The 19,476-nt window shown below is 71.9% G+C and carries 19 protein-coding genes; 13 read left to right on the top strand and 6 right to left on the bottom strand.

The genetic code is table 11. The features are described 5' to 3' along the window. The first annotated feature begins 774 nt into the window (after positions 1-774). Positions 775-1,287 (top strand): hypothetical protein, encoded by a 513-nt coding sequence (locus tag ACWCP6_RS18395; protein WP_450933497.1) that lies wholly within the window; start codon positions 775-777, stop codon positions 1,285-1,287. Positions 1,288-1,394: 107 nt separating this feature from the next. Here the strand turns inward: ACWCP6_RS18395 and ACWCP6_RS18390 are convergent, their stop codons facing one another. Next, positions 1,395-1,784, bottom strand: a complete 390-nt coding sequence (locus ACWCP6_RS18390; RefSeq protein ID WP_450933496.1) for a GNAT family N-acetyltransferase — start codon at positions 1,782-1,784, stop codon at positions 1,395-1,397. Positions 1,785-2,560: 776 nt separating this feature from the next. Between ACWCP6_RS18390 and ACWCP6_RS18385 the strand changes: the two genes are divergently transcribed. Continuing rightward, positions 2,561-3,004, top strand: a complete 444-nt coding sequence (locus ACWCP6_RS18385; RefSeq protein ID WP_450933495.1) for a hypothetical protein — start codon at positions 2,561-2,563, stop codon at positions 3,002-3,004. Between the two features lie 384 nt (positions 3,005-3,388). Here the strand turns inward: ACWCP6_RS18385 and ACWCP6_RS18380 are convergent, their stop codons facing one another. After that, the gene (locus ACWCP6_RS18380) at positions 3,389-5,680 is read right to left on the bottom strand and encodes an ABC transporter permease (RefSeq protein WP_450933494.1); all 2,292 of its coding nucleotides are present in this window, start codon (positions 5,678-5,680) and stop codon (positions 3,389-3,391) included. Beyond that, positions 5,677-6,294, bottom strand: a complete 618-nt coding sequence (locus ACWCP6_RS18375) for an ABC transporter ATP-binding protein (protein ID WP_450933493.1) — start codon at positions 6,292-6,294, stop codon at positions 5,677-5,679. The genes ACWCP6_RS18380 and ACWCP6_RS18375 overlap by 4 nt, the downstream gene beginning before the upstream one ends. A gap of 853 nt (positions 6,295-7,147) precedes the next feature. Here ACWCP6_RS18375 and ACWCP6_RS18370 point away from each other — a divergent pair. Further along, on the top strand, positions 7,148-10,342 hold the full coding sequence (locus ACWCP6_RS18370) for an AfsR/SARP family transcriptional regulator (RefSeq protein ID WP_450933492.1): 3,195 nt from the start codon (positions 7,148-7,150) through the stop codon (positions 10,340-10,342). 110 nt (positions 10,343-10,452) lie between these two features. Here ACWCP6_RS18370 and ACWCP6_RS18365 read toward each other — a convergent pair whose 3' ends face one another. From ACWCP6_RS18365 to ACWCP6_RS18355, 3 genes are all read right to left on the bottom strand, one after another. Then, entirely contained in the window at positions 10,453-10,629 is a 177-nt protein-coding gene (locus ACWCP6_RS18365; RefSeq protein ID WP_450933491.1) for a hypothetical protein, read from the bottom strand. Between the two features lie 159 nt (positions 10,630-10,788). After that, positions 10,789-11,190, bottom strand: a complete 402-nt coding sequence (locus ACWCP6_RS18360; RefSeq protein ID WP_450933490.1) for a helix-turn-helix domain-containing protein — start codon at positions 11,188-11,190, stop codon at positions 10,789-10,791. 235 nt (positions 11,191-11,425) lie between these two features. Next, positions 11,426-12,403, bottom strand: coding sequence for a JmjC domain-containing protein (locus ACWCP6_RS18355; RefSeq protein ID WP_450933489.1), 978 nt, complete (start codon positions 12,401-12,403; stop codon positions 11,426-11,428). A 163-nt stretch (positions 12,404-12,566) separates the two neighbouring features. Here ACWCP6_RS18355 and ACWCP6_RS18350 point away from each other — a divergent pair, with 163 nt between their 5' ends. The 10 genes from ACWCP6_RS18350 (at position 12,567) to ACWCP6_RS18305 (ending at position 19,418) form a co-directional block, all read left to right on the top strand. After that, entirely contained in the window at positions 12,567-12,740 is a 174-nt protein-coding gene (locus tag ACWCP6_RS18350; RefSeq protein WP_450933488.1) for a hypothetical protein, read from the top strand. A gap of 84 nt (positions 12,741-12,824) precedes the next feature. Further along, entirely contained in the window at positions 12,825-14,042 is a 1,218-nt protein-coding gene (locus ACWCP6_RS18345; RefSeq protein ID WP_450933487.1) for a M16 family metallopeptidase, read from the top strand. Further along, on the top strand, positions 14,039-14,818 hold the full coding sequence (locus tag ACWCP6_RS18340; RefSeq protein ID WP_450933486.1) for a hypothetical protein: 780 nt from the start codon (positions 14,039-14,041) through the stop codon (positions 14,816-14,818). Before ACWCP6_RS18345 ends, ACWCP6_RS18340 begins: the two co-directional genes overlap by 4 nt. Before the next feature lie 62 nt (positions 14,819-14,880). After that, positions 14,881-15,018, top strand: coding sequence for a hypothetical protein (locus ACWCP6_RS18335; RefSeq protein ID WP_450933485.1), 138 nt, complete (start codon positions 14,881-14,883; stop codon positions 15,016-15,018). Positions 15,019-15,027: 9 nt separating this feature from the next. After that, positions 15,028-15,654, top strand: coding sequence for a hypothetical protein (locus ACWCP6_RS18330; RefSeq protein WP_450933484.1), 627 nt, complete (start codon positions 15,028-15,030; stop codon positions 15,652-15,654). Then, a complete protein-coding gene (locus ACWCP6_RS18325; RefSeq protein WP_450933483.1) occupies positions 15,651-16,277 on the top strand; it encodes a hypothetical protein in 627 nt (208 codons plus the stop codon). The genes ACWCP6_RS18330 and ACWCP6_RS18325 overlap by 4 nt, the downstream gene beginning before the upstream one ends. Then, entirely contained in the window at positions 16,274-16,762 is a 489-nt protein-coding gene (locus ACWCP6_RS18320) for an NUDIX domain-containing protein (protein ID WP_450933482.1), read from the top strand. Before ACWCP6_RS18325 ends, ACWCP6_RS18320 begins: the two co-directional genes overlap by 4 nt. Then, positions 16,752-17,249 (top strand): tyrosine-protein phosphatase, encoded by a 498-nt coding sequence (locus ACWCP6_RS18315; RefSeq protein ID WP_450933481.1) that lies wholly within the window; start codon positions 16,752-16,754, stop codon positions 17,247-17,249. The genes ACWCP6_RS18320 and ACWCP6_RS18315 overlap by 11 nt, the downstream gene beginning before the upstream one ends. Next, positions 17,239-18,285, top strand: a complete 1,047-nt coding sequence (locus ACWCP6_RS18310) for a glycosyltransferase (RefSeq protein ID WP_450933480.1) — start codon at positions 17,239-17,241, stop codon at positions 18,283-18,285. Before ACWCP6_RS18315 ends, ACWCP6_RS18310 begins: the two co-directional genes overlap by 11 nt. Then, positions 18,276-19,418, top strand: a complete 1,143-nt coding sequence (locus tag ACWCP6_RS18305) for a glycosyltransferase (protein ID WP_450933479.1) — start codon at positions 18,276-18,278, stop codon at positions 19,416-19,418. Before ACWCP6_RS18310 ends, ACWCP6_RS18305 begins: the two co-directional genes overlap by 10 nt. The last annotated feature ends 58 nt before the right edge of the window (positions 19,419-19,476 follow it).

Below are 19,476 nucleotides of genomic sequence, written 5' to 3'. Positions count from 1 at the left end.
TGAGTCGCTGACCTGCGGTGATCAAACTCCGATGACACAAACTCGCGTCCGTCAAAGTCCGATGGCAAACGGTCAAGATCCAGTGGCACGGGACAGCAGGAGACGACCGCCAAGAAGAAGCCCCCGTCTAAGAGCTTGTAAGGCACGCGTGGGCCCTCACCGGGTGAGTGTCTAACTGCGTGACAACGCCAGCGAACAACGGCGGACGAGCGCGAACGTCTGCGGACCATCGGCGCAGGTAAGGGGTGCACCAGACCAAGGCAGCACGCCCGCCCAAGTTGCTTCGGGACGAAGAGGTCCGAGCCGCCTTGCTGGGGCGAGGACGGGCTGAATCCCGGCGCTGTCCCTCACGCGTTCCCCAGCAATGCGACAGTCTCGACTTTGGCCAGGTTGGCAGGGGTTCACTTGGCCCGCTGTAAAACTGCCGGATCGTGTGAAGCGTCTTGGGTGCTCCATCGCACCGAGCGGGCTTGCCGGGAGCCCGGCTGGCGTGCTGCGGGTGTTCATGGTCCCCCCCATGGCTGAACATTGCTGAAGGAGCAGCATGCGATCTGCGTCGACCTCGCGTACGCACTGTGTCCAGGTTGTAACACTTAGGTGCTTGGGTGCTCCTCCACTGCTGGCCGGCCAGCAACACCTCCGCTGCACAGCAGACTTACTGCTGTCTTGTGAGCTCAGCGCGCATAGCGTCGCGCCCAGCAGCCCGGGCAACTACCGTGATCAGTGGGGACGCACTTCGAACGGGGCGCAGCGGCTATGGACTCCCGGTCACGAATGCTGGCATTCATAGGCATGGTTGTCCTCGGGCTGGGCGCCTGCGAGGATCCGGCAGCCGAGACCAGCCCTGCGCCCATGCCTCCCAGCGTCTCGCCGTGGATGCCGGCGCCGCAGATGCGGCCACTCTCGCCCGTCGCTGCTACGACACCGCAGCTCAGCGCCACGTCGGACTACCCCCTCACCCAGCAGCAGGCGCTCGCCTTGCTTAGCGCTGGGGTCGCCGTTGCGGGCCAGCTCCGCAATGGCTTCGAAGGACTGGCGATGAAGACGACGGAGACGGCGTACGAGGACAAACAGGTCCGCCGCCGGAAATGTGACTACGAATATGACTATTACGAGAACGCCGACGTCTTGAAGTGTCGCGACAAGTACGTCACCGAGCGGGTGCCAGTCGAGAAGACGATCTACAAGGCAACAATGGTCAGGGGCGTACCGCGCACGTTCTCCATAGCAAGCGGGGCCATCGGCTACATCTCTTCGTACGGCGTGACCGGCTGGCGCCGAGTGTAGTGACACGATGCGTCCCATGTGGACGCGGTAGCAACGGTGAAGGACGGACCGGGCACCGGCCTGTCCATGGACCGGTGGCCAATTGCAGCACGGCAACTGGCTGGGGATCAGCTGACCCAGATGCCCTGGGGTGAGAGCCGGCGTGCGAGGCGGCGACCTGCGTCACTCACTGGGGTCGACCAGGACACATCGGCAACCTGGCAGCCGAAGTCGTCGGCGAGTGCCTGCACGAGCGTGGCGCCGACGCCCTGGTGCCGGTAGACGTCCGCCACCCAAATCCGGATGATGCGCGGGCGCAGGATGTCGTCCTCGTCGCCGAGCCGTGACCCGTCGCTCAGATCCCAGCGACGGTGCTGGCCGGCGTCGTGGGCGGCCAGGTAGCCGATGACGTACCCGTTCGTCTTCAAGAGGTACGCCCGCATGTTGTCCGGGGTCACCTCGGGCTCATCAAGGTGGGACCACGAGCGGAAGTCGTAGTGGTTCTCCTTCTGCGGCATTCGTGCCACCTGGTAGGCGAGCCGCCGCCACGCGATTGGCGACTGTGTCGTCACGACGGCCACGTCGCCCCACCAGTCCAGGTTCTTGGGCGACTGGATGCCGAATGCTCACGCTGCGTGATGCGCGGTGTGCTCCCTACCGCCGTTCGAAGGCTCCTGCAGGCTCATGCCGCAGGGGCATTCGCCGCTTCGCGGCATCTCCACTGAACGAAACTGGACCGGTGTCGCGCGATGGCTGAGGTTTCGGTCTCTTCCGCCCACCCAGGGACGGTCGAGCGAATCGTCCGGCTCGACGTACCCGGTCCAGCGATCCACCATTCCGGCCGCTTCATGCGCCGGAAAGGGCGCCATCGCACTGCGGTGGCTGTCGACTTGATGTGCGAGATGAAACAGGGTGTCGCCCCGCAGAAGGGGCTCCTCCAGCGCCGCTCGTTGTCCTGGTCGTGTCCAATGCGCTGACCGACGTACGGGTTCACCTCCGTACACGCGCCTCTCGGAGCTGCCGCGCGAACTTCGGTGAACGCTCATGGATGGCCATGCGCACAGTTGGAAAGCGCAACGGGGGGCGACTCCTCACGAGCTCGACAGTTCTTGCGGGTTGTCCATGACCTCAGCAGGGATCCGATGCCTGATCTTCGGCGAAGGAGATCTGTACGCCGTTGGTCGATTTGGCGCATCCAAGCCCCGTGATTGGCCGAAAATCGCATGCGGCCGGCTCGTCCGACACTGAATGATGTTGCTCCTTCAACATCAACTTCCATGAGGCGAGGTCACAAGTGAAGACACGGGGTAAGAGAGCGGCGTCCATCGCCGCCGCGGTGACGGCGCTGGCCGCAGGTCTGGTCCTCGCAGGACCGGTGAGTTCCGCGAGCGCCGCGCCGGACGTCTACTTCCACACCTACACGTACACAGACGGCTCGGCTCGCGTGGAGGTCTTCAACAACGGCGAATTCGCCGGGTACGGCTCCTGGGCGGCCAACCCGGGCGACTTCGGGTCCTCGACCGGGGACACCCTGATCGCCTACGACAAGCTGGCGGACGGTTACGGCATCGAAGCGACGCTGAACGACGGCCGAACGGCCACCACTCGCGGGCACTCATCGCCGTACACCGACACGACGCCGGGCAACCTTGACGAGGGCGCCAAGCGCACTCTGACGGTCTGCCTCGTCAAGGGCACGTTCAGCGACTGCAAGACCGACGTCGGCGTGCACGCCTGACACATGAACCGGTCCGGAACCCGGTAGCTTCACAGGTGGCCACGATGTTCGTATCGAGGGGCCGCGGCACGGCCCCCGGACCGTGCCAATCTCGTGCCGGAACGGGCGGGGACCCACGGGGAACCGGGGGTCAGAGGGGTACTTCCGCCGGGAGCCGATCAGGCTGGAGAGTCCGCAGGTCACGCCGACTCTCGCCCCACCTCGCTCCTGAAGCGGATGTCGCAGCTTCGACTCATGCCGGGAGCACCTCGGCTCAACCGACACCCTCACGCGGTTGAGCACCACAGATGCCCAACGCGAAGAGCGGGACCCGGTCTCACCGGGTCCCGCTCTTCGCCGTTGATGCGCACTGCGGGGCCCTGTCCCGGCAGGGGCCGTCGTGCGTCAGTCCCGGCGGATGAGTTCCGGATCGATGCGGCGGCCCACGAGCGGCAGTGTGCCCAGCGTGGCGATGACGATCACGCCCAGCGCCGCGCACGCCAGCACGGGGATCCCGGCGAAGTCCCAGAAGACCTCGCCGCCCCCGGTGACCAGATAGCTGGACTCTGCGAGCTTGCCGGTGATCAGGGCCAGGGCGAGACCGATGGCGAGCGGCAGGACGACCTGCGTGCTCTGCACCGCGCGCAGCGTACGGGCGCGGGCCCCGATCAGGGTGATGGCGGTGACCTGGGCACGGCGTTCGACGGCCCGGTCCGTGACGGCGACCACGAAGGCGGCGACGCCGATCAGCAACCCCATGATCATGCCGAGGACCAGCAGCGTCTCGAGGACCGCGAGCTGCTGCAGGCTGTCGACATTGACGCCGACCGGCTCGACGGAGACGGTCGGCGCGACACTGCCGATGCCGTCCAGGACCCTGCGGACCACGTGCGGCTCGGAGTTGCTGTCGAGGACGAGCGAGCCCGACTGCGGACGGGCGTGTGCGGGCAGCGCGGACGGCGGGACGATCACGGACGCGTCGCCGACCGCCGACGGATCGTAGGGGCGTACGACGACCGCGGCGGACGGGATCGTCAGGGACAGCGAGGCGTGACGTCGGCCGGTGTGCAGCCGGAAGGGGAAGGAGACGCCGGGGCGGATGCCCGGATCGGTGGAGCTGTTCGGATTGACGAGGCGCATGATCCGGCCGTCCTCGCAGCCTTCGGCCCGCTGCACCAGCCGGGTCAGCTGCGCGCAGGTGGCGACCAGTGCCGTGGCCCGGGCAGGGATGCCGGAGGCGTCGAGCCTGCTCCACGACTCCATCGTCCGGGCATGGGCGCGGATGCCCGGCCCCTCGGTGAGCCGCTCCTGCTGCCGTTCGGTGAGGGCCGAAAGCGGCATGGAGTAGTCCTGGACGGGATTGCTCGGCTTGCTGACCTGCTCGAACTCGATCAGCACGCCCTGGGCGAGGGAGGCCGCGTACACCAGCAGGACCAGGCCGGTGACGACCCGCATGGTGCTGCCCGGTTCGACCTCGTTGCGGCGCATGGCCAGGTTCAGTGCCAGGGAGCGGGTGCTGCCGGCCACCTTGCGGGCCAGGAAGTACGACAGCCACGGCAGGGTCAGCACCAGTCCTGCCCCGGTCAGCAGGACCCCTCCCACGACGAGGACCGCGAAGACGCCGCCGTTCGTGGCGGGATGGTCGGTGAGGCCGGTCGCGCAGAAGCCCGTGACGATGCCGAGGCCGGTGACCAGGAGCAGCCCCCACCACTTCGACGGGGGCTTCGGCACAGCGGTACGCCGCACCGCCAGCGGGTTGGCGGCCGCGCTGCGCGCGCTCGCCCGGCCGACGAACCAGGCGAGGGCAGGGCAGCCGATGAGACAGATGGCGACGGTGGTCCAGGACAAGGCCCCGTCGGCCGGGTACCAGCGCAGTGCGGGCAGGCCGGACCGGGACATCACCTGGTTCAGGATCCCGTACTCGCCGATCCCCAGGAGGGCGCCGAGCAGGGCGGCGGCCACCGTCTCGGCGGCGTTGACGCGCTGCGTGCCCCGCGTGCTCAGCCCCAGCAGTCGCAGCGAGGCCAGGCGGCGGGTGCGGCTGGCGGCGGAGAGACGGGCGCACACCGACAGGAAGACGGACAGCGGGAGCAGGACCAGGGTGGCCAGGGCGAAACGGAGGTTGGTGAGGGTGGAGGGCTCGACAACGGGGATGGGGGCGTAGGAGTGACCGAAGGACTGCAGCGCCCCGGTGTCCGCGTCGCCGGCGATCTTCGCCCGGGAGGTCCCCACGTAGGCGTACAACTCGTCCGGGTCCCCGAGACCGGCGGCGCCGATCAGGCCCTTCTCCCGGCCGGGCAGCAGCCCCTTGAGGGCGGGTTCGGAGCGGATCAGGTCGTGCAGGCGGGGGGAGAGGAACAGCTCGCCGGGGCCCGGGAGCGTGTCCAGGCCGGGCGGCGGCCGACGCGTGCCCGTGTCCCCGCGGGCGACGAACACCCGGGTGAACGGCTTGGAGCCGTGTGGGTCCCTGCGTTCCAGGACGAGCGTCGAACCTGCCTCCGCCTTGCCGGCCGATGCCGTTTGAGGTTCACGGGCCGCGGCCCGTCCGTCGTGCGCGTCGAGTACGGCCGGGATCGTCAGGACGAGCGCGAGACAGCACACACCGAGGGAACTGCCCGCCGCCATGAGGAAGAAGCGGACGCGGTTGCCTCGCCCGGAGCCGAACAGCAGGCGCAGTCCGAGCAGGAACTCCCTCATACGGCGCCCCGCGGGGTGAGGACGCCGTCGGCCATGGCGTAGCGGCTGTCGGCCTGCGCGGCGACGGCCGGATCGTGCGTCACCAGGACCACGGCCGTGCCCTGGGAGCGCGCCAGGTCGAGGAACTCCTGCAGTACGGCGGCGGCGTTGGCGCTGTCGAGCGACCCGGTGGGCTCGTCGGCGAAGACCACCGCGGGGCGGTGCACCAGGGCGCGGGCCACCGCGACCCGCTGACTCTGACCGCCCGACACCTGCGAGGGCCGCCGCTCGCGCAGGTCGCCCAGACCGAGCCGCTCCAGCACCTGGCCGGCGGCTGCCAGCGCGGACTTCTTGCGCTGTCCGGCGAGGCGCAGCGGCAGCGCCGTGTTCTCCTCGATGGTCAACTCGGGCAGCAGCTCCCCGTACTGGAAGACGAAGCCGAAGCGTTCGCGGCGCAGCGCGCTCATCTCCTCGTCCGAGAGGTCACCGAGTACGCGCCCCTCGAAGCGGACCTGTCCGTGCGCGGCGGGCAGCACCCCGGCCAGGCAGTACAGCAGCGAGGACTTGCCCGAGCCGCTCTGTCCCATGACGGCCGCGACCTCGCCGGGCGCCACGGAGAGATGGGCGTCGCGCACGGCCGGGTGGTTGCCGTAGAAGAGGTCGACTCCGACGGCGGAGAGAATGTGTGCGGTGGTGATGGTGCCCCCCAGGAAAGCCGGGTGGGCCCAGGTGGGAGACCGGGGCCCGGAACAGCGCCGACCTGCCGGTCACGGCCGCTGGTGGTGCGGGGTCACGGAACAGTTGTCGGCGTGGAGTTCGCCCCTGCGGCGGCGGACGCGCAGGTGGGCGTTGACGGTGTACCGGGTAGCCAGGAGTCGACGGTGTGGCGCCCGGCGCCGTCCCGGCTGCTCGGAGACGCGGAGAGGCTAGCGACTGTGATCATCGCGAGTGGGCGCGTATCAGTGCGGTTTGGCGGCCTTTGCTGAGGTATTCGCCCATCGGGATTTGCCAGTGCTTTGCCGGTCGTTGGGCGGAATGGGGCGTTCTAGGGGTCTTCCGTCCGTGGTGGACGCGCCCCTTCGGGCCTTGCACCAGGGGAGCCGCACCGGCTGATGCGGCCGGTCCGGGGAGCCCCCCAGGGCATCATCCGCCCAGGCAGGCCCGGTAGTCGGCGCCGGGTGCGTTCGCCTTCCCGGGCCGGGGTGGCGGCGTCGGGGGATCCGTCCCGTCGGCCGGGCCGGGCCGGACGCGGACGGCGGCGCCGGATCCGGTGGCGGACCCGGAGAACTGCGGGGTCCTCGTACCGGCCGCGTCCTCTCTCCGTGTGACGGAACGCACGTCCGGGACGTCTCCCCTACCGGGGCGTCCATTTCGACCTCGGCGGCTGGCACGCCGCCATGACACGCCCTGTTGGATCCACAGATAATCCGTGGCCGGCGCATTTTGGTCGATACAGCCTTGTCAGTCGATACGAGAAGAGTCTGAAACATGGCGGATCTCCGGTTCTCGGTGCTCGGTCCCCTGCGAGTCCACCAGGACGGCACCCCCCTGGCCGTGGGGTATCCGCAGCAGCAGGCGATGCTCGCCGCTCTGCTGCTCAGACCGGGGCGCAGCGCCGGAGCAGCCGAGTTGACGGATGCGCTGTGGGGGGCGCGTCCGCCGGTGAAGGCCGTGTCGACGTTGCGGACCTACGCCTGGCGCTGGCGGAAGGTTCTTGCGGGCGACCCCTCGGATCCGGATGTTCTGGTCACCTTCGGCGACGGCTACCGGCTCCAGGTCGCCGAGCAGTCGATCGACGCCCTCCAGGTCATGGATCTCGCGGCGCGGGCGGAGCGGGCCAGTGCGCAGTGGCAGCCGGGGCGGGCGCTCGAACTGCTGCGCACGGCACTCGCCCTGTGGGAGGGCGAGCCGCTGGCGGCGATACCCGGCCCCTTCGCGGAGCGGCAGCGGCAGCGGTTCGGCGAGCTGCGGCTGACACTGCTGGAGGAGCGCCTCGCCCGCGAGGTCGAGTTGGGGTACGCGGCGCGGTGCGTGCCCGAGCTCACGGAACTGACCGCCGAGCATCCGCTGCGCGAACGCCCCTACGGTCTGCTGATGACGGCCCTGTACCAGGCGGGCCGGTCGGGCGACGCGCTGGCCGTGTTCCGTGGCGCACGGCAGCTGCTCATCGACGAGCTCGGCGTGGAACCGGGGCCGGAACTGGAGGAGTTGCACCGGCGCATCCTCGACCAGGACCCCGCCCTGACGCGCCCGGCCCCGGAGCCGCCCGGCCTCGTCAGGGGGACCCGGGGGACGGCCGAGACCACGGGCGTACGGGCCCCGGACGCGGCGGCGGAGTCGGGGGAGCCGGAGCGCGCGCCGGGCCCCGGGGTGCTGCCCCGGCCGGCCCAGCTGCCGCCCCCCGACCCGGACTTCATCGGCCGTGAGGAGCTCGTGTGCACGCTCGGTGACTCCCTGCGCGAGCCCGGGCGCCGTACCCCCGCGGTGGCGGTGCTGGTCGGCATGGGCGGAGTCGGCAAGACATCGTTGGCACTCCATGTGGCCCACCAGGTGCGGGGCACCTTCCCGGACGGCCAGCTGTACGCGGACCTGCACGGCGGCGACGCGGTGCCCAGCAGTCCCGAGATCGTCCTGGCGAACTTCCTGTCCGCACTGGGCATCACGGCCGAGGCGCTGCCGGACGACCTGGAGGCACGCACGGCCCTGTTCCGCTCGATGCTGGACGGCCGGCGGATGCTGATCGTGCTGGACAACGCCCGGGACGCCCGGCAGGTGCGACCGCTGCTGCCCGGTGCCATGGGCTGTGCCGTGGTGGTGACCAGCCGCAGCCGCATGGTCGGTCTGCCGGTGACCCTCCAGATCAACGTGGACGTCTTCCGCAGCTCGGAGGCCGGCGAGCTGCTGAGCCGGGCCATCGGGGACGCGCGGGTGGCGGCCGAGCGCGAGGCGGCGCTCGGCCTGGTGGAGGCGTGCGGCTTCCTGCCGCTGGCCGTGCGGATCGTGGCCGCCCGGCTGGCGGCCCGGCCGATGTGGTCCATCACCAGTCTGCGGGAGCGGCTCGCCGTGGAGTGGCGACGCATCGACGAGCTGCGGATCGGTGAACTGGCCGTCGAGGCGGTGTTCGAGCTCGGCTACCGCCAGCTGACGCAGGAACAGGCGACCGCGTTCCGATGCCTCGCCACGGTGGACTGCCGGGAGATCGGCGTGGCCGCGGCCGCGGCGATGCTCGCGACGGACGAGGCCTCCGCCGAGGACATCCTGGAGTCCCTGGTCGACGCCTGCATGCTGGAGTCGAGGGTGCCCGGCCGCTACGGCTACCACGACCTGCTGCGTGCCTTCGCGCGCCGGAAGTCGGAGGGCGCGCGGACGGACGAGGCGCCGACGGTCCAGGACCGGCTGCTCGGGTTCCTGTTCTCGACGGCCTGCGAGGCGTTCCGGCACGCGGTGCCCGGCGACCCCATCACGGGCACGTTCACGCCTCCGCCGGTTCCCGGCCTCACCTTCGCCGACCTCGGCGCCGCGCGGGACTGGGTGCGCGTCGAGGCGGAGGAGGCCCGCGCCCTGGCGGCCCAGGTCGGCGCCCAGGTCGCCGCGACGGCCGAGGGCGGTGGGGGTGGCGGCGGCGCGGGGGACGACGGCGGCACGGTGCACCCGGCGCGGCGCGACCACGCGGTGCGGCGGCTGCGCCAGGCCGTCGACCTCCTCATCGCCCTCAGCCCGTTCGGCGTCGGCACCCGCTACGCCGAGCTGGCGTCCACGGCGGACGCCCTGGTGCACGCAGCCGTACGGCACGGTGACCGCGGGGCCGAGGGGCGGGCCCGCTTCCTGCGTTGCACGATCGCCCTGGCCGCGGCACGGCTGGGCGACGCCGAGGCCGAGGCGAGGGCGGCGGTGACGGCGTGCCGTGAGGTGGGGGACACCGTCGTGCTCCGGCAGGTGCTCAACGACCTCGGGCTCATCGCCCAGTACCTCTCGCGGTACGGCGAGGCGGTGACCCTCTTCGACGAGGCCATCGCCCTGGCCCGGCTGCTGGGCCACCGGTCGGGCGAGACGACGACCATGGTCAACGCCGCACTGGCCCGGGTGCGGGACGGGCACGCCGCCGATGCGGCGGCCGTGTGCCGGCAGATCCTCGACGGGGGCGCGTACCCGCTGGACGGGGCGGAGCGGGCGTACGCCGTGTACGTCCTGGGCTTCGCACTGCACACGCTCGGCGACCACCGGGAGGCCGTGGCGCGGTTCGAGGAGTGCCTGGCCCTGTGCGCGAGCGCCGGGCTGCGTTCGCGGGCGGTGCACGCACGCTACCGGCTGGCCGAGAGCCTGCGGGCCCTCGGCGACCTCGACGCGGCTCTCCGGCACGCCGAGCAGGCTCTGGCGCAGTGCGAGGAGATCGCCTTCGAACGGGACCGGGGCCATGCACTGCTGATCCTGGGCCGGGTCCTCGCGGACCTCGGCCGCGGCGCCGAGGCACGTGCTCTCTGGGAGCGGGCCCACTCCCTGTTCACGCGTCTGGGTCTGCCCGACGCGGCTGAGGCGGCCGCACTGCTGCGCGATGCGGATGCCGCGTCGGGCGGGGATACGGGGCAGGGCGGCGGTCCGGTGCGCGTCGCTGGTCCGACGCGGTCGGGGACCCGGACACGGGCCGGCGACCCGGCGTCCGCCGGGGAGCGGGGTGGCCGCTGAGCGCGGAGCCCGGCGGCACCGCGCAGCCGCGACTTCCTGTGCCACTGCCCTGCCCGCCCCGTTCCTCCTGCCTCGTCCGCCGTCCGCCCCGTCCGCCTCGTCCGCAGCGCCTACGACGACTGCTTCGGCGGCTCCCAGTTGGAGCCGGTGCTGTTCCACGCCACCGTGCGCGGCTGGTGGTGGGGTACCGCCTGCGCCGACGTGATGCCGATCAGCGCGGCCAGCAGTCCGATTCCGGCGGCCCATGCCCGTACCCGGGTGTGCTTCAGGGTGTTTCGGCTGGACATCGGGTCCCCCTTCGGGTCGTGCGAACGCTGCGAGCGAGCGTTTCGCGCGAACGTGCTTCTGGCAGGTCCGAGGGGCCTGTGGCCCGTCGTGCGCGGATGGTCGGGTCCGCGTTCCCTCGATGGTGGCACGGTGCGATCTATCGCCGATCAGCGTCTGATCTATGCCCTGTTCCACACTCCGTTCCATGCCCCGTCGTAGCGCAGGGGCGTGGGCGTGGGCGAGGGGGAGGGCCTCGTCCGCAGCCTCGGTCCGGCCCCCTGCGGCCGGAGCCGGGGCCGGTCGCGGCCGTCGCCGGGCGCGGGTCCGGCGCCGGTCCGCAGATGGGCGCCGAGGGCCACTCCGAGCTGGAAGCGGTTGTCCACTCCGAGCCGGTTCATCAGGGAGCGCAGGATGTTGGTCACGGTACGGGGGCTGACCCCCAGCCGATGGGCGGCGCTGACGTCCGTGTGGCCGTCCAGCAGCAGGGAGATGAGCCTGAGTTGACGCTCGTCCAGGGCCAGGTGCAGCGGAGGGCCCGGCCGGGACGCCGTGGCTTCCGGCTGGTGCGGTCGATTGTTCATGGCTGTCCCATCGGTTGTGCGGTGCCGGCGGACCGTTGGATGCGGTCCCGTCCGGAACGGCCTGCGGTGAGGAGCCGCCCGAAACGCGTACGCCCACGAGGACGACCACGCGTACGACCACGCGCCCCTGTGCGTCTCTCCCGGTGCGGCTGATGACTCGGCAACACTCGCAGGGCCCGATCAATGACTGATCAGTACGCCACCGCTTCCGATCTACGGCGCATGAACGTGCCGTCTACCGTCCGTCTTCCCCGTCGTGCCCGGACGGCGCGGCCGCCGGCCATGCCGAGGCCAGCTCCGCGAGCGACAGGCCCGACGACGACTCCGGCATCCGGGCCAGGCGCCGCTGTCGGGCGTGTGACACCAGGGCGTCCGGTGTCATGTCCGCCAAGTGTCGCCGCGCGGTGTCCAGGAGCGCCGTCGCCGCTGCGGTGATCGCGTCGTCCGAGAGGGGCAGCGGCCCCGCGTCGGAGGCCTCGGCGTCCCCGTCGGCGAGTGCGCACTCCTGGAGGCTTCCGGACAGGTCGGCCACGCCGATCTCCCGTACGGCCAGGGACAGATGCGCGGACAGCCCGTCCTGTCCGGTCGCGCGGTGGGCGAACCCGCGGGGGATGTAGAGGACTTCGCCCGGGCGCAGCACGGTGCGGAACAGCTCGGCGGGCTGCGGTTCGTCGGCCGTCACCCGGCCGGCCCGCCAGGCGGCGTCGGCCGGCCCCTCGTGGACGTTCCAGCTCTTGCTGCCGGCAACCTGCACGACCAGCACGTCGCCGTCGTCCCGGTGCAGGGGCAGTCCCGGCTGTCCGGCCGGGGTCACGAAGTAGAACGCCTCGACGGCCCGGCCGAGTTCGCCGGCGAGGGCGTGGAGCATGTCGCGGGTCGGCCCGTGCCACTGGTCGATGCAGCGCAGCAGCACCGTCGCCCCCTCGTCGACCAGCGCACGGATCTTCCCCTCGTCGGCGAATCCGCCCGGCGTCTCGAGCCCGACGGACCTGGACGAGGTGAACTCCGTGACCGGCAGCCGCCGGCCGTCCCGCCACATCTCGATGTACGGCTCCCGGAAAAGCCCGCTCGCCAGTGCCGCGTCGAGATCGGCGAGCGTGAAGGGGCTGCGCATCCCGTCGCCGGGCGTGAAGACACCGGGGCGATTTCGCCAGTACGACCAGAAGGAGGAGTCCGTATCGCCGACCAATTGGTCGAGAATTCGTGCCGTCATGAACTGGGCCGCACCTTCCCGGGAGCTGATTGCCGGTCCCTCGTGTGGAGGAGGTCCGCGCGAAAATGGATTTTCAGCCTAGCGGGGCGGTGCCTCCTGGCGGCCCGTGGTTTCCGAATTCGGCACTATTCGCCGGGAGATGGGGCGCTCACCTGCATGAACCATGGTTCCCTGCGAGGCGCGGGTGCGTAATACGGAAAACGCCATTGCCGCCGACGTGCACCGCTGCCTACGTTGGATCTCGTTCGAAACAATTCCAACCGAGGAGGAAAACATGGCGAAGCACGCCGCGATCCTGCGTCCGCGTCTCGACAAGGTCAAGCCGCAGGACCGCTGAACAGTGAAGTAGTTCGGTATGCCGCCGCCTTCGGGCGGCGGCATACCTGCTTGACGAAAGTGAATTCGCGCAGGGAGGGCTGTTGTGCATCAGTTCAGAACGGTGGAGGGCCCGATACCGGTCGTCGCTCTGATCGACGAGCGGTTGAGCACCACCACCATCTGCCTGGCGTCGAAGTACGGCGCCCAGCAGGACCCGGTGGGGCAGTGCGGACTCGCCCATGTGCTGGAGCACGTACTGATGTCGGCGCCCGTCGGGGCCGTCCCGTCGCTGAGCGAGCACGTCGAGCGGCTGGGGGGCCACGCCAACGCGGAGACCGGTCTCGACCGCATGCTCTTCTACGCCCAGGTGCACCCGGACGACGCCGACGAGGTGACCGGCCTGCTGTACCAGGCGGTCCTGGAGCCGCGTTGGAGCGACGGCGTCCTGGAGCAGGAGAAGCGCGCCGTGTTCCAGGAGCTCGCCGTCGCCGCGGCGGACCACAGTGATGTCGTGCAGGACGCGTTCCTCGCGCACCTCTTCCCCGGCCACCCGCTGGGCCGCCCGGTCGCCGGCACCAAGGCCGACGTCGAACGGTGCGACACGGCATCCGTCGCGGCGGCCCACGGGGAGCGCCTGCTGACCGCGCCGCTGTCGGTGATCGTGGTGGGCCCCGCTCTCCCGAAGACCGTCGATCCCGCGGTGGCAGGCGTGGACCCGGTGACGCTCGCGGCGATCGGTACGGCACCGCGGACGCTGCCCGCTTCGCCGCCGCCGGAGCCGGCCGCGACGGTCCGCTGGCCCGATGAGTTCACCTGGGTGTGCGCGGGCGCGCGTTCGGTGTCGAACCACGATCCGCGCAGGCCGCACTTCAACGTCCTCGCCCAACTGCTCGGCTCCAGCCCCTCGTCGGTGCTGTACCGCAGGCTGCGCGGGGAGGCGGGGCTCGCCTACACCTTCCAGTCGTGGAACCGCGGGTACCACGACACCGGTGCCTGGCGCGTCCTGGCCGGGGTGGAGCCGGGCAACGGCGAGGCGGCGCTCGACGTGATCCGCGCCGCGCTGGACGAGATCGCCACGTACGGCCCCGACCCCGAGGACCTGATCTCCGCGCGCCGCCAGGAGCGGATGCGGGTCCTCACCTCGGTCGACACGCCCCTGGAGTGCGCGCGCTTCCTGGCCATGCGCGGCGGCGGGCCCGGCCCCTGGTCGCCCGCCGACGAGGTCGCGTACATCGACGCGGTCGGCGCCGACGACGTGCGGCGCGCCGCCGCGCAGATACGGGACGGCTTCCGGGCCGTGGCCAGTCCGGTGGCCCGGTGAGCACGCAGGAGTACCTGGAGCGGGCCCGGAGCGCCGGCCTCGTGGACGAGGTCCTCGGACACCGGTACGTGGCCGACCAGTACGACGACCCGTTCTCCGCACGCCGGCAGATCCTGGTCGAGTACTGCGATCCGGGGCTGCCCGGGGACCCCGAGGCCCTCGGTGCCCTGCGCGACCGCCTGCGCGAGCGCCACGCCACGGCCGAGTCGGTCCTCCTCCGGGTGGCGGGCGGTGTGCCGCTTCCGGCGCCGTGGCGGCCCCGGTTCACCTACGTCCGCCACGACCGTGCCGCGGACCACGCCCCCGAGGCCGCCGGACGGGCGGTGAGCGTGCGCGCCGCCGGACCCACCGACGACGCCCGCGTCCACGGCTGGCTGGTCCAGGCGTTCCGCAACGCCTACCCCGGCCGACAGGTGGACGCCCTGCACACCGGCATCGCGGACATCATGGCGAACCGCGGCCGACTGTCGTTCATCGCCGAGGTCGCGGGCGAACCCGTCGGTCACGGCACGGTGCTGACCGACGAGCGGGACGAGGTCACCGGCGAGGCGTTCGCCGAGCTGGTGGACATCCTGATCGACGACCCGGAGCACCGGCGGGCCGCCACCTCGGCGCTGGTCGCCGCCGTCGCGGACGCCACCCGGGGACGCCGGCTGTGCGGCCACGTGGTGCATCCCCATGAGCCCGCGGCGGCCCGGCAGGCCGACGCGGTGGTCAGGACGCTGCTGCGCACCGGCTGGTCCGTCGACCACGCCTTCTGGGAGAGCACGTGGTGACGGCCGGAGCGCCCACCCGCCGACGCGGCGGCGCACCGGCGGTGCCCCGTCGGGAGACAGCGATGAAAACGATGACGACCACGGCCGGTGTGCCGGAGGCGGACGCGCCCGGGCGGGTGCGGGCCGCGCACGAGCGGCCGGACGCCGGTTCCCGGCCGCCGCACGGCGCGGCCGCCGCCCCGGCCAGAGTGTGGAGGTGACGGGGTCCGATGCGGATACTCATCGACGGGCTCGACCTTTCCGGGAAGTCCACGCTGGCGGCCCGGCTCACCGAGGTCCTGCGGGAGCAGCGCCTCCGGCCCATCCACCACCGGGGATTCCTCGCCCCCGGCAATCCCCTGACCGGCCCGCTGGACACCGTCAAGGCGCCCGACCACCCCATGAGCTCCCTGCTCAACACCTCGTACCTCGCGGGCTGTGTGCTCGACAGGGCGCTCGGGGCCGCCCGGACCTGGGAGCGGCGCGGGCTGCTCGTCCAGGAGTCGTACGTGGACCGGTGCCTCGCCTACGGGTACGCGAGCGGCCCCTGGCCGGCGGCCAGGCTCGCACTCCGCAACCCCGGGATGTTCATCGGTTTCGACCTCGCGATCTACCTCGGCGCCCCGCTGCATGTCCGACGGGAGCGGCTGAGCAGGCGCGTGGGCGCCAACTCCATCGATCGGCTGTCCGTGCTCAGCGAGAAGTTCCACGACGACTTCATGGCGGCCCTGGCGATGGCCGGACGCCGTCACCGCCGGGTGCTCACCTTCGACACCTCGCGGTACTCGACCGAGCAGATCACCGAAGAGGTCGTCCAGTGGCTCGGCGAGGGACGCCGCAAGGAGGCCGTCCGGTGATCACGGTGGTGGTGGAAGGACTGGACTTCGCGGGGAAGACCACGGTCTGCCGGGCGGTACGGCACCGGCTCGTCGCGGCGGGCACCCCCGTCACGGAGTCCACGACGTGTCTGTCCGGCGGGGCCGTCGACCGCCTCGTCGACACCGTCTACCGGGCACGGCGGCTGCCGTCGCTGCTGCGCAGTGCCGTGTACCACGCGGCGTACGTCGCGGACCTGTTCCCGGCGGCACGGAGCGGGCGCGGGCGGGGCGGAGTGCTCATCCAGCAGAGCTACGTCCACCGGGTGCTGGCCTACGACCGGGCCAGTGACCGGCCCGTCCTGGGATGGATCGCCGCACGGCTCGCCGGCCGGCTGCGCCGGCGGGTGGACCTGTGGATCTACCTGGACTGCCCGCTCGACCGGCGCCGGCTCCGCTACCGGCGTTCCGGCGAGTGCAACGAGCGCGACGAGCACCGTTTCTCGCCCGCCCAACAGCCTTTCGAGGAACGGCTGGAGGCCGAACTGCGCGGGCTGGCGGAACGCGCCGGATACATGTTCATCGACAACACGGAGGACGACCACCAGGGCGTGGTCGACCGCATCACCGCACTCATCGACCAACGCATGGAGACGAGAGCATGAAGGCAAATTGGAACGCGGCCCAGGTGCCCGGCGGTCTGCGCGTGCGCCAGGTCTACGGGTTCCTCTTCGACGACGAGGGACGCGTCCTGCTCCAGGACGACCTCGGACGCTTCAACCTGCCCGGCGGAAAGCCGGAGGCCGGGGAGGACTTCCAGGCCACCCTCGGGCGCGAGTGCATCGAGGAGAGCCAGGTGGAGATCGGGCCGGCGGCCTACATGGGCTACGTCCTGGTGGAGGATCCGGGCGCCGAGCCCTATGCGCAGGTCCGCATGGCCGCGAGGATCACCCGCTTCCTCGACCGGGCTCCCGACGAGTCGACGGGGCGGGTCTACCGCCGGCTGATGACGCCGATCGAGCACGCCCCCGGGCTGCTCGACTGGGGTGCCCACGGCACCGCACAGGCCGGGACCGCCGCCGAGGTCGCCCGGCGCGACCTGGGGATCCGGCTGGCAGCTGCGGACTCGGAGGCGGTGTATGCCGACTGAGCCGCTCGCCGGCACGAGCGCCGCGGACCGCGCCTGGTCCGTCCTGCCGAACGTGCTCGTCGCCAGCTCCCGCGCCGAGGCCTGGACGCTTCCGGCCGGGCCGACCACCGTGGTCTGTCTCTCCCGGACCCTTCCCGGCGCCGACGTCTACGGCCGCTCGGGGACACCACTGCACCGGGTACTGCACCGGCCCTTCACCTACTGGGAGTCCGAGGCGCCCGTGACGCTGCTGGACGACCTGGTCCGGGAGATCTCCGACCGGGCGGCCCGGGAACGGACGCTCGTGCACTGCACGCTCGGCCTCGACCGCACGGGCGTCGTCGCGCTCGCCCTGCTGCTGGGACGCACGGGCACCCTCGACGAGGCACTGCGGCGCTACCGGGCCAGAGGGGTGCGCCTGCCGCGCGAGGACGCGATGGACGTCCTCACCTCCTACGCCCACCGCACACCCCGCACCGGCAACGAAGGGACCGGGCATGCGCATTGACCTGATCGCCCCCGGAACCACCTGGTTCGACCCCGCCGACCTCGACGGACGCGGCCTCGGAGGCAACGAGGCGACCCTCGTCCTGTGGCGGCGCGAGCTGCGGGCCCGCGGCGTCGACATCCGGGTGGTGCTCGACGGACCCGGCACCGACGACCTGGCGGCCGGCCACTGGCTGGGCCACGACCAGTACGGCGGTCCGGCCGGAGCCGACGTCGTCATCGGCTTCCGCGACGGCGGGCCCCTGCTGACCGTGCCCCCCGGGCCGCTGCGCGTGCTGTTCGTCGGGGACCGCAAGACACCCGGGCTCGAGGCCCTGGAAGCTTCGGGGGCCTGCGACCTGGCACTCGTCGGCTCGTACGCGGCGCGTGAGCGCTACGCACCGCTGCTGAGCCCGCGGTACGGCTACCACGTGGACAACCTCGGCCACGCCCTGCCGGACACGGCCGGCGTCGAACGCCGCCGCTTCCAGTGCGTGCACATGGCGGCGCCCTACCGCGGCCTCGCCGGGCTGCTGCGCCTGTGGCCCCGCATACGCGAACGGGTCCCGCAGGCCCACCTGATGGTCCTCGGCGGCTACGAACTGTGGGGGTACTCGCCGGAACAGGCCGGGGCCCTGACCGCGAGCGAGGTCCCCGAGCTCGCCGCGTCCACGGACGGTGTCACCCGCCTCGGACCGGTGCCCCGCAGCCGCTACGCGCAGATCATCCGCGAGAGCGAGGTCATGCTGTACCCGACCGCGTACGAGGAGATGTGCTGCATCAGCGCGCTGGAATGCGTCGCCCTCGGCACGGTCCCGGTCCTCTCGGCCGTCGCGGCGTTGCGTGAACGCGTCGACCACGGAGTCACCGGACTCCTCGTGGACGGCGACATCGCCGACCCGGCCGTCGAGGACCGCTTCGTGGAGGAGACGGTCGCCCTCCTGCTCGACGAGGAACGCCTGCGCCGCACGAGCGCCGCGGCGATCGAGGCCGCGGGCGCCCACACCGTCGGCCGGGTCGTCGACCGGCTGCTCACCACGATCCGGACATGCCGGTGAACGCCCGCGCCGACCGGCGCCCGGGAGGCGACCTGCTGGTGGCCGTGGTCACCCACACGATCCCCGAACCGGTCCTGTCCCGCGTGCTGGAGGCGCTGCGGGAGGACGGGACCCCGCCGGCGGACGTCGTCGTCCTCTACACCGGGGCGCCCGACGCCCCCGCCGCCCGCGCCCTGGACGCGCGGTGCCGGGACCGGGGCGTGGAGGTGATGCGGACACCGCGCGCCATGCGCATCGGAGAGGCACGGCAGTTCCTCGTCGAACGCGCCTCGCGGTACCGGTTCGTGGCGTTCCTGGACGACGACTGCGTGCCCCTGCCGGGATGGACCGCGGCGGCGCGCGCGGCATGCGCGGACCCGCTGCCCACGGCCCTGTTCTTCGGGCCCCGCCACCCGGCTCCCACCAGCGGGGTGGGGCCGCTGGTGAGGGCGCTGGAGACCCGCACCTCGCGGAAACTGGCCCTGGCCGCCCGGCCCGGCGCCCCCGAAGCGGTGGTCGACCCGAAGGCCCTGTGCGCGGGCGGCAACATCATCGTCAACGTGCCCGCGGCCCGGGAACTCGGCCTCACCGGACCGGTGTTCGCGCGTACCGCCTTCGAGGACGTCGACTTCCAGCTGCGTGCCGGACGCCACGGCTGGGCCGTCCAGTTCCGCAGCCGCCTCGAAGTGGACCACTACGACGAACTCGACCTGCCCGACCTGCTGCGCAAGTCGTGGCACTCGGGCAAGGGCATGGCCAGGTGCGCGACCCGGCACGCATCGGCGTTCTGGGAGCGGTGCCGGTGGCGGCCCTGGCGGGCCCTCGCCTCCTGGGCCGCGGCACTGGCCTGCCTCGCGGGCGCGGCCGTCCACCCGTGGGCCGCGGCCGGGGCGCTGCTGCCCGTCGCCCTCAACACCTGCGCCCATCTGCGGGAGCTGCGCGGTACGCCGCTGCGCGACCGGGCGGCGTACCTGGTGGTCAAACCGGTCCGCGACCTGATCATCGGGCTCGGCTTCGTCACGCACTACGCGGCGGGGCGGCTCGCCCCACGTGTCCCGGCGGACCCGGCGGCGACCCGCACCAGGCCGACGACATCCCCGCGGCACGGGCCACTCGACGAACTCGGCCGCGTGGGTACCCCGCGCGCCAGGTAGCGCGCCCTGCGCCCACCGCTCTTCCGCGGGCCCGCTCGACGGCGTCCGCCACCCCAAC

This window comes from Streptomyces sp. NPDC002004 (assembly GCF_053593975.1).
This window is presented reverse-complemented; position numbering and strand designations above follow the sequence as displayed.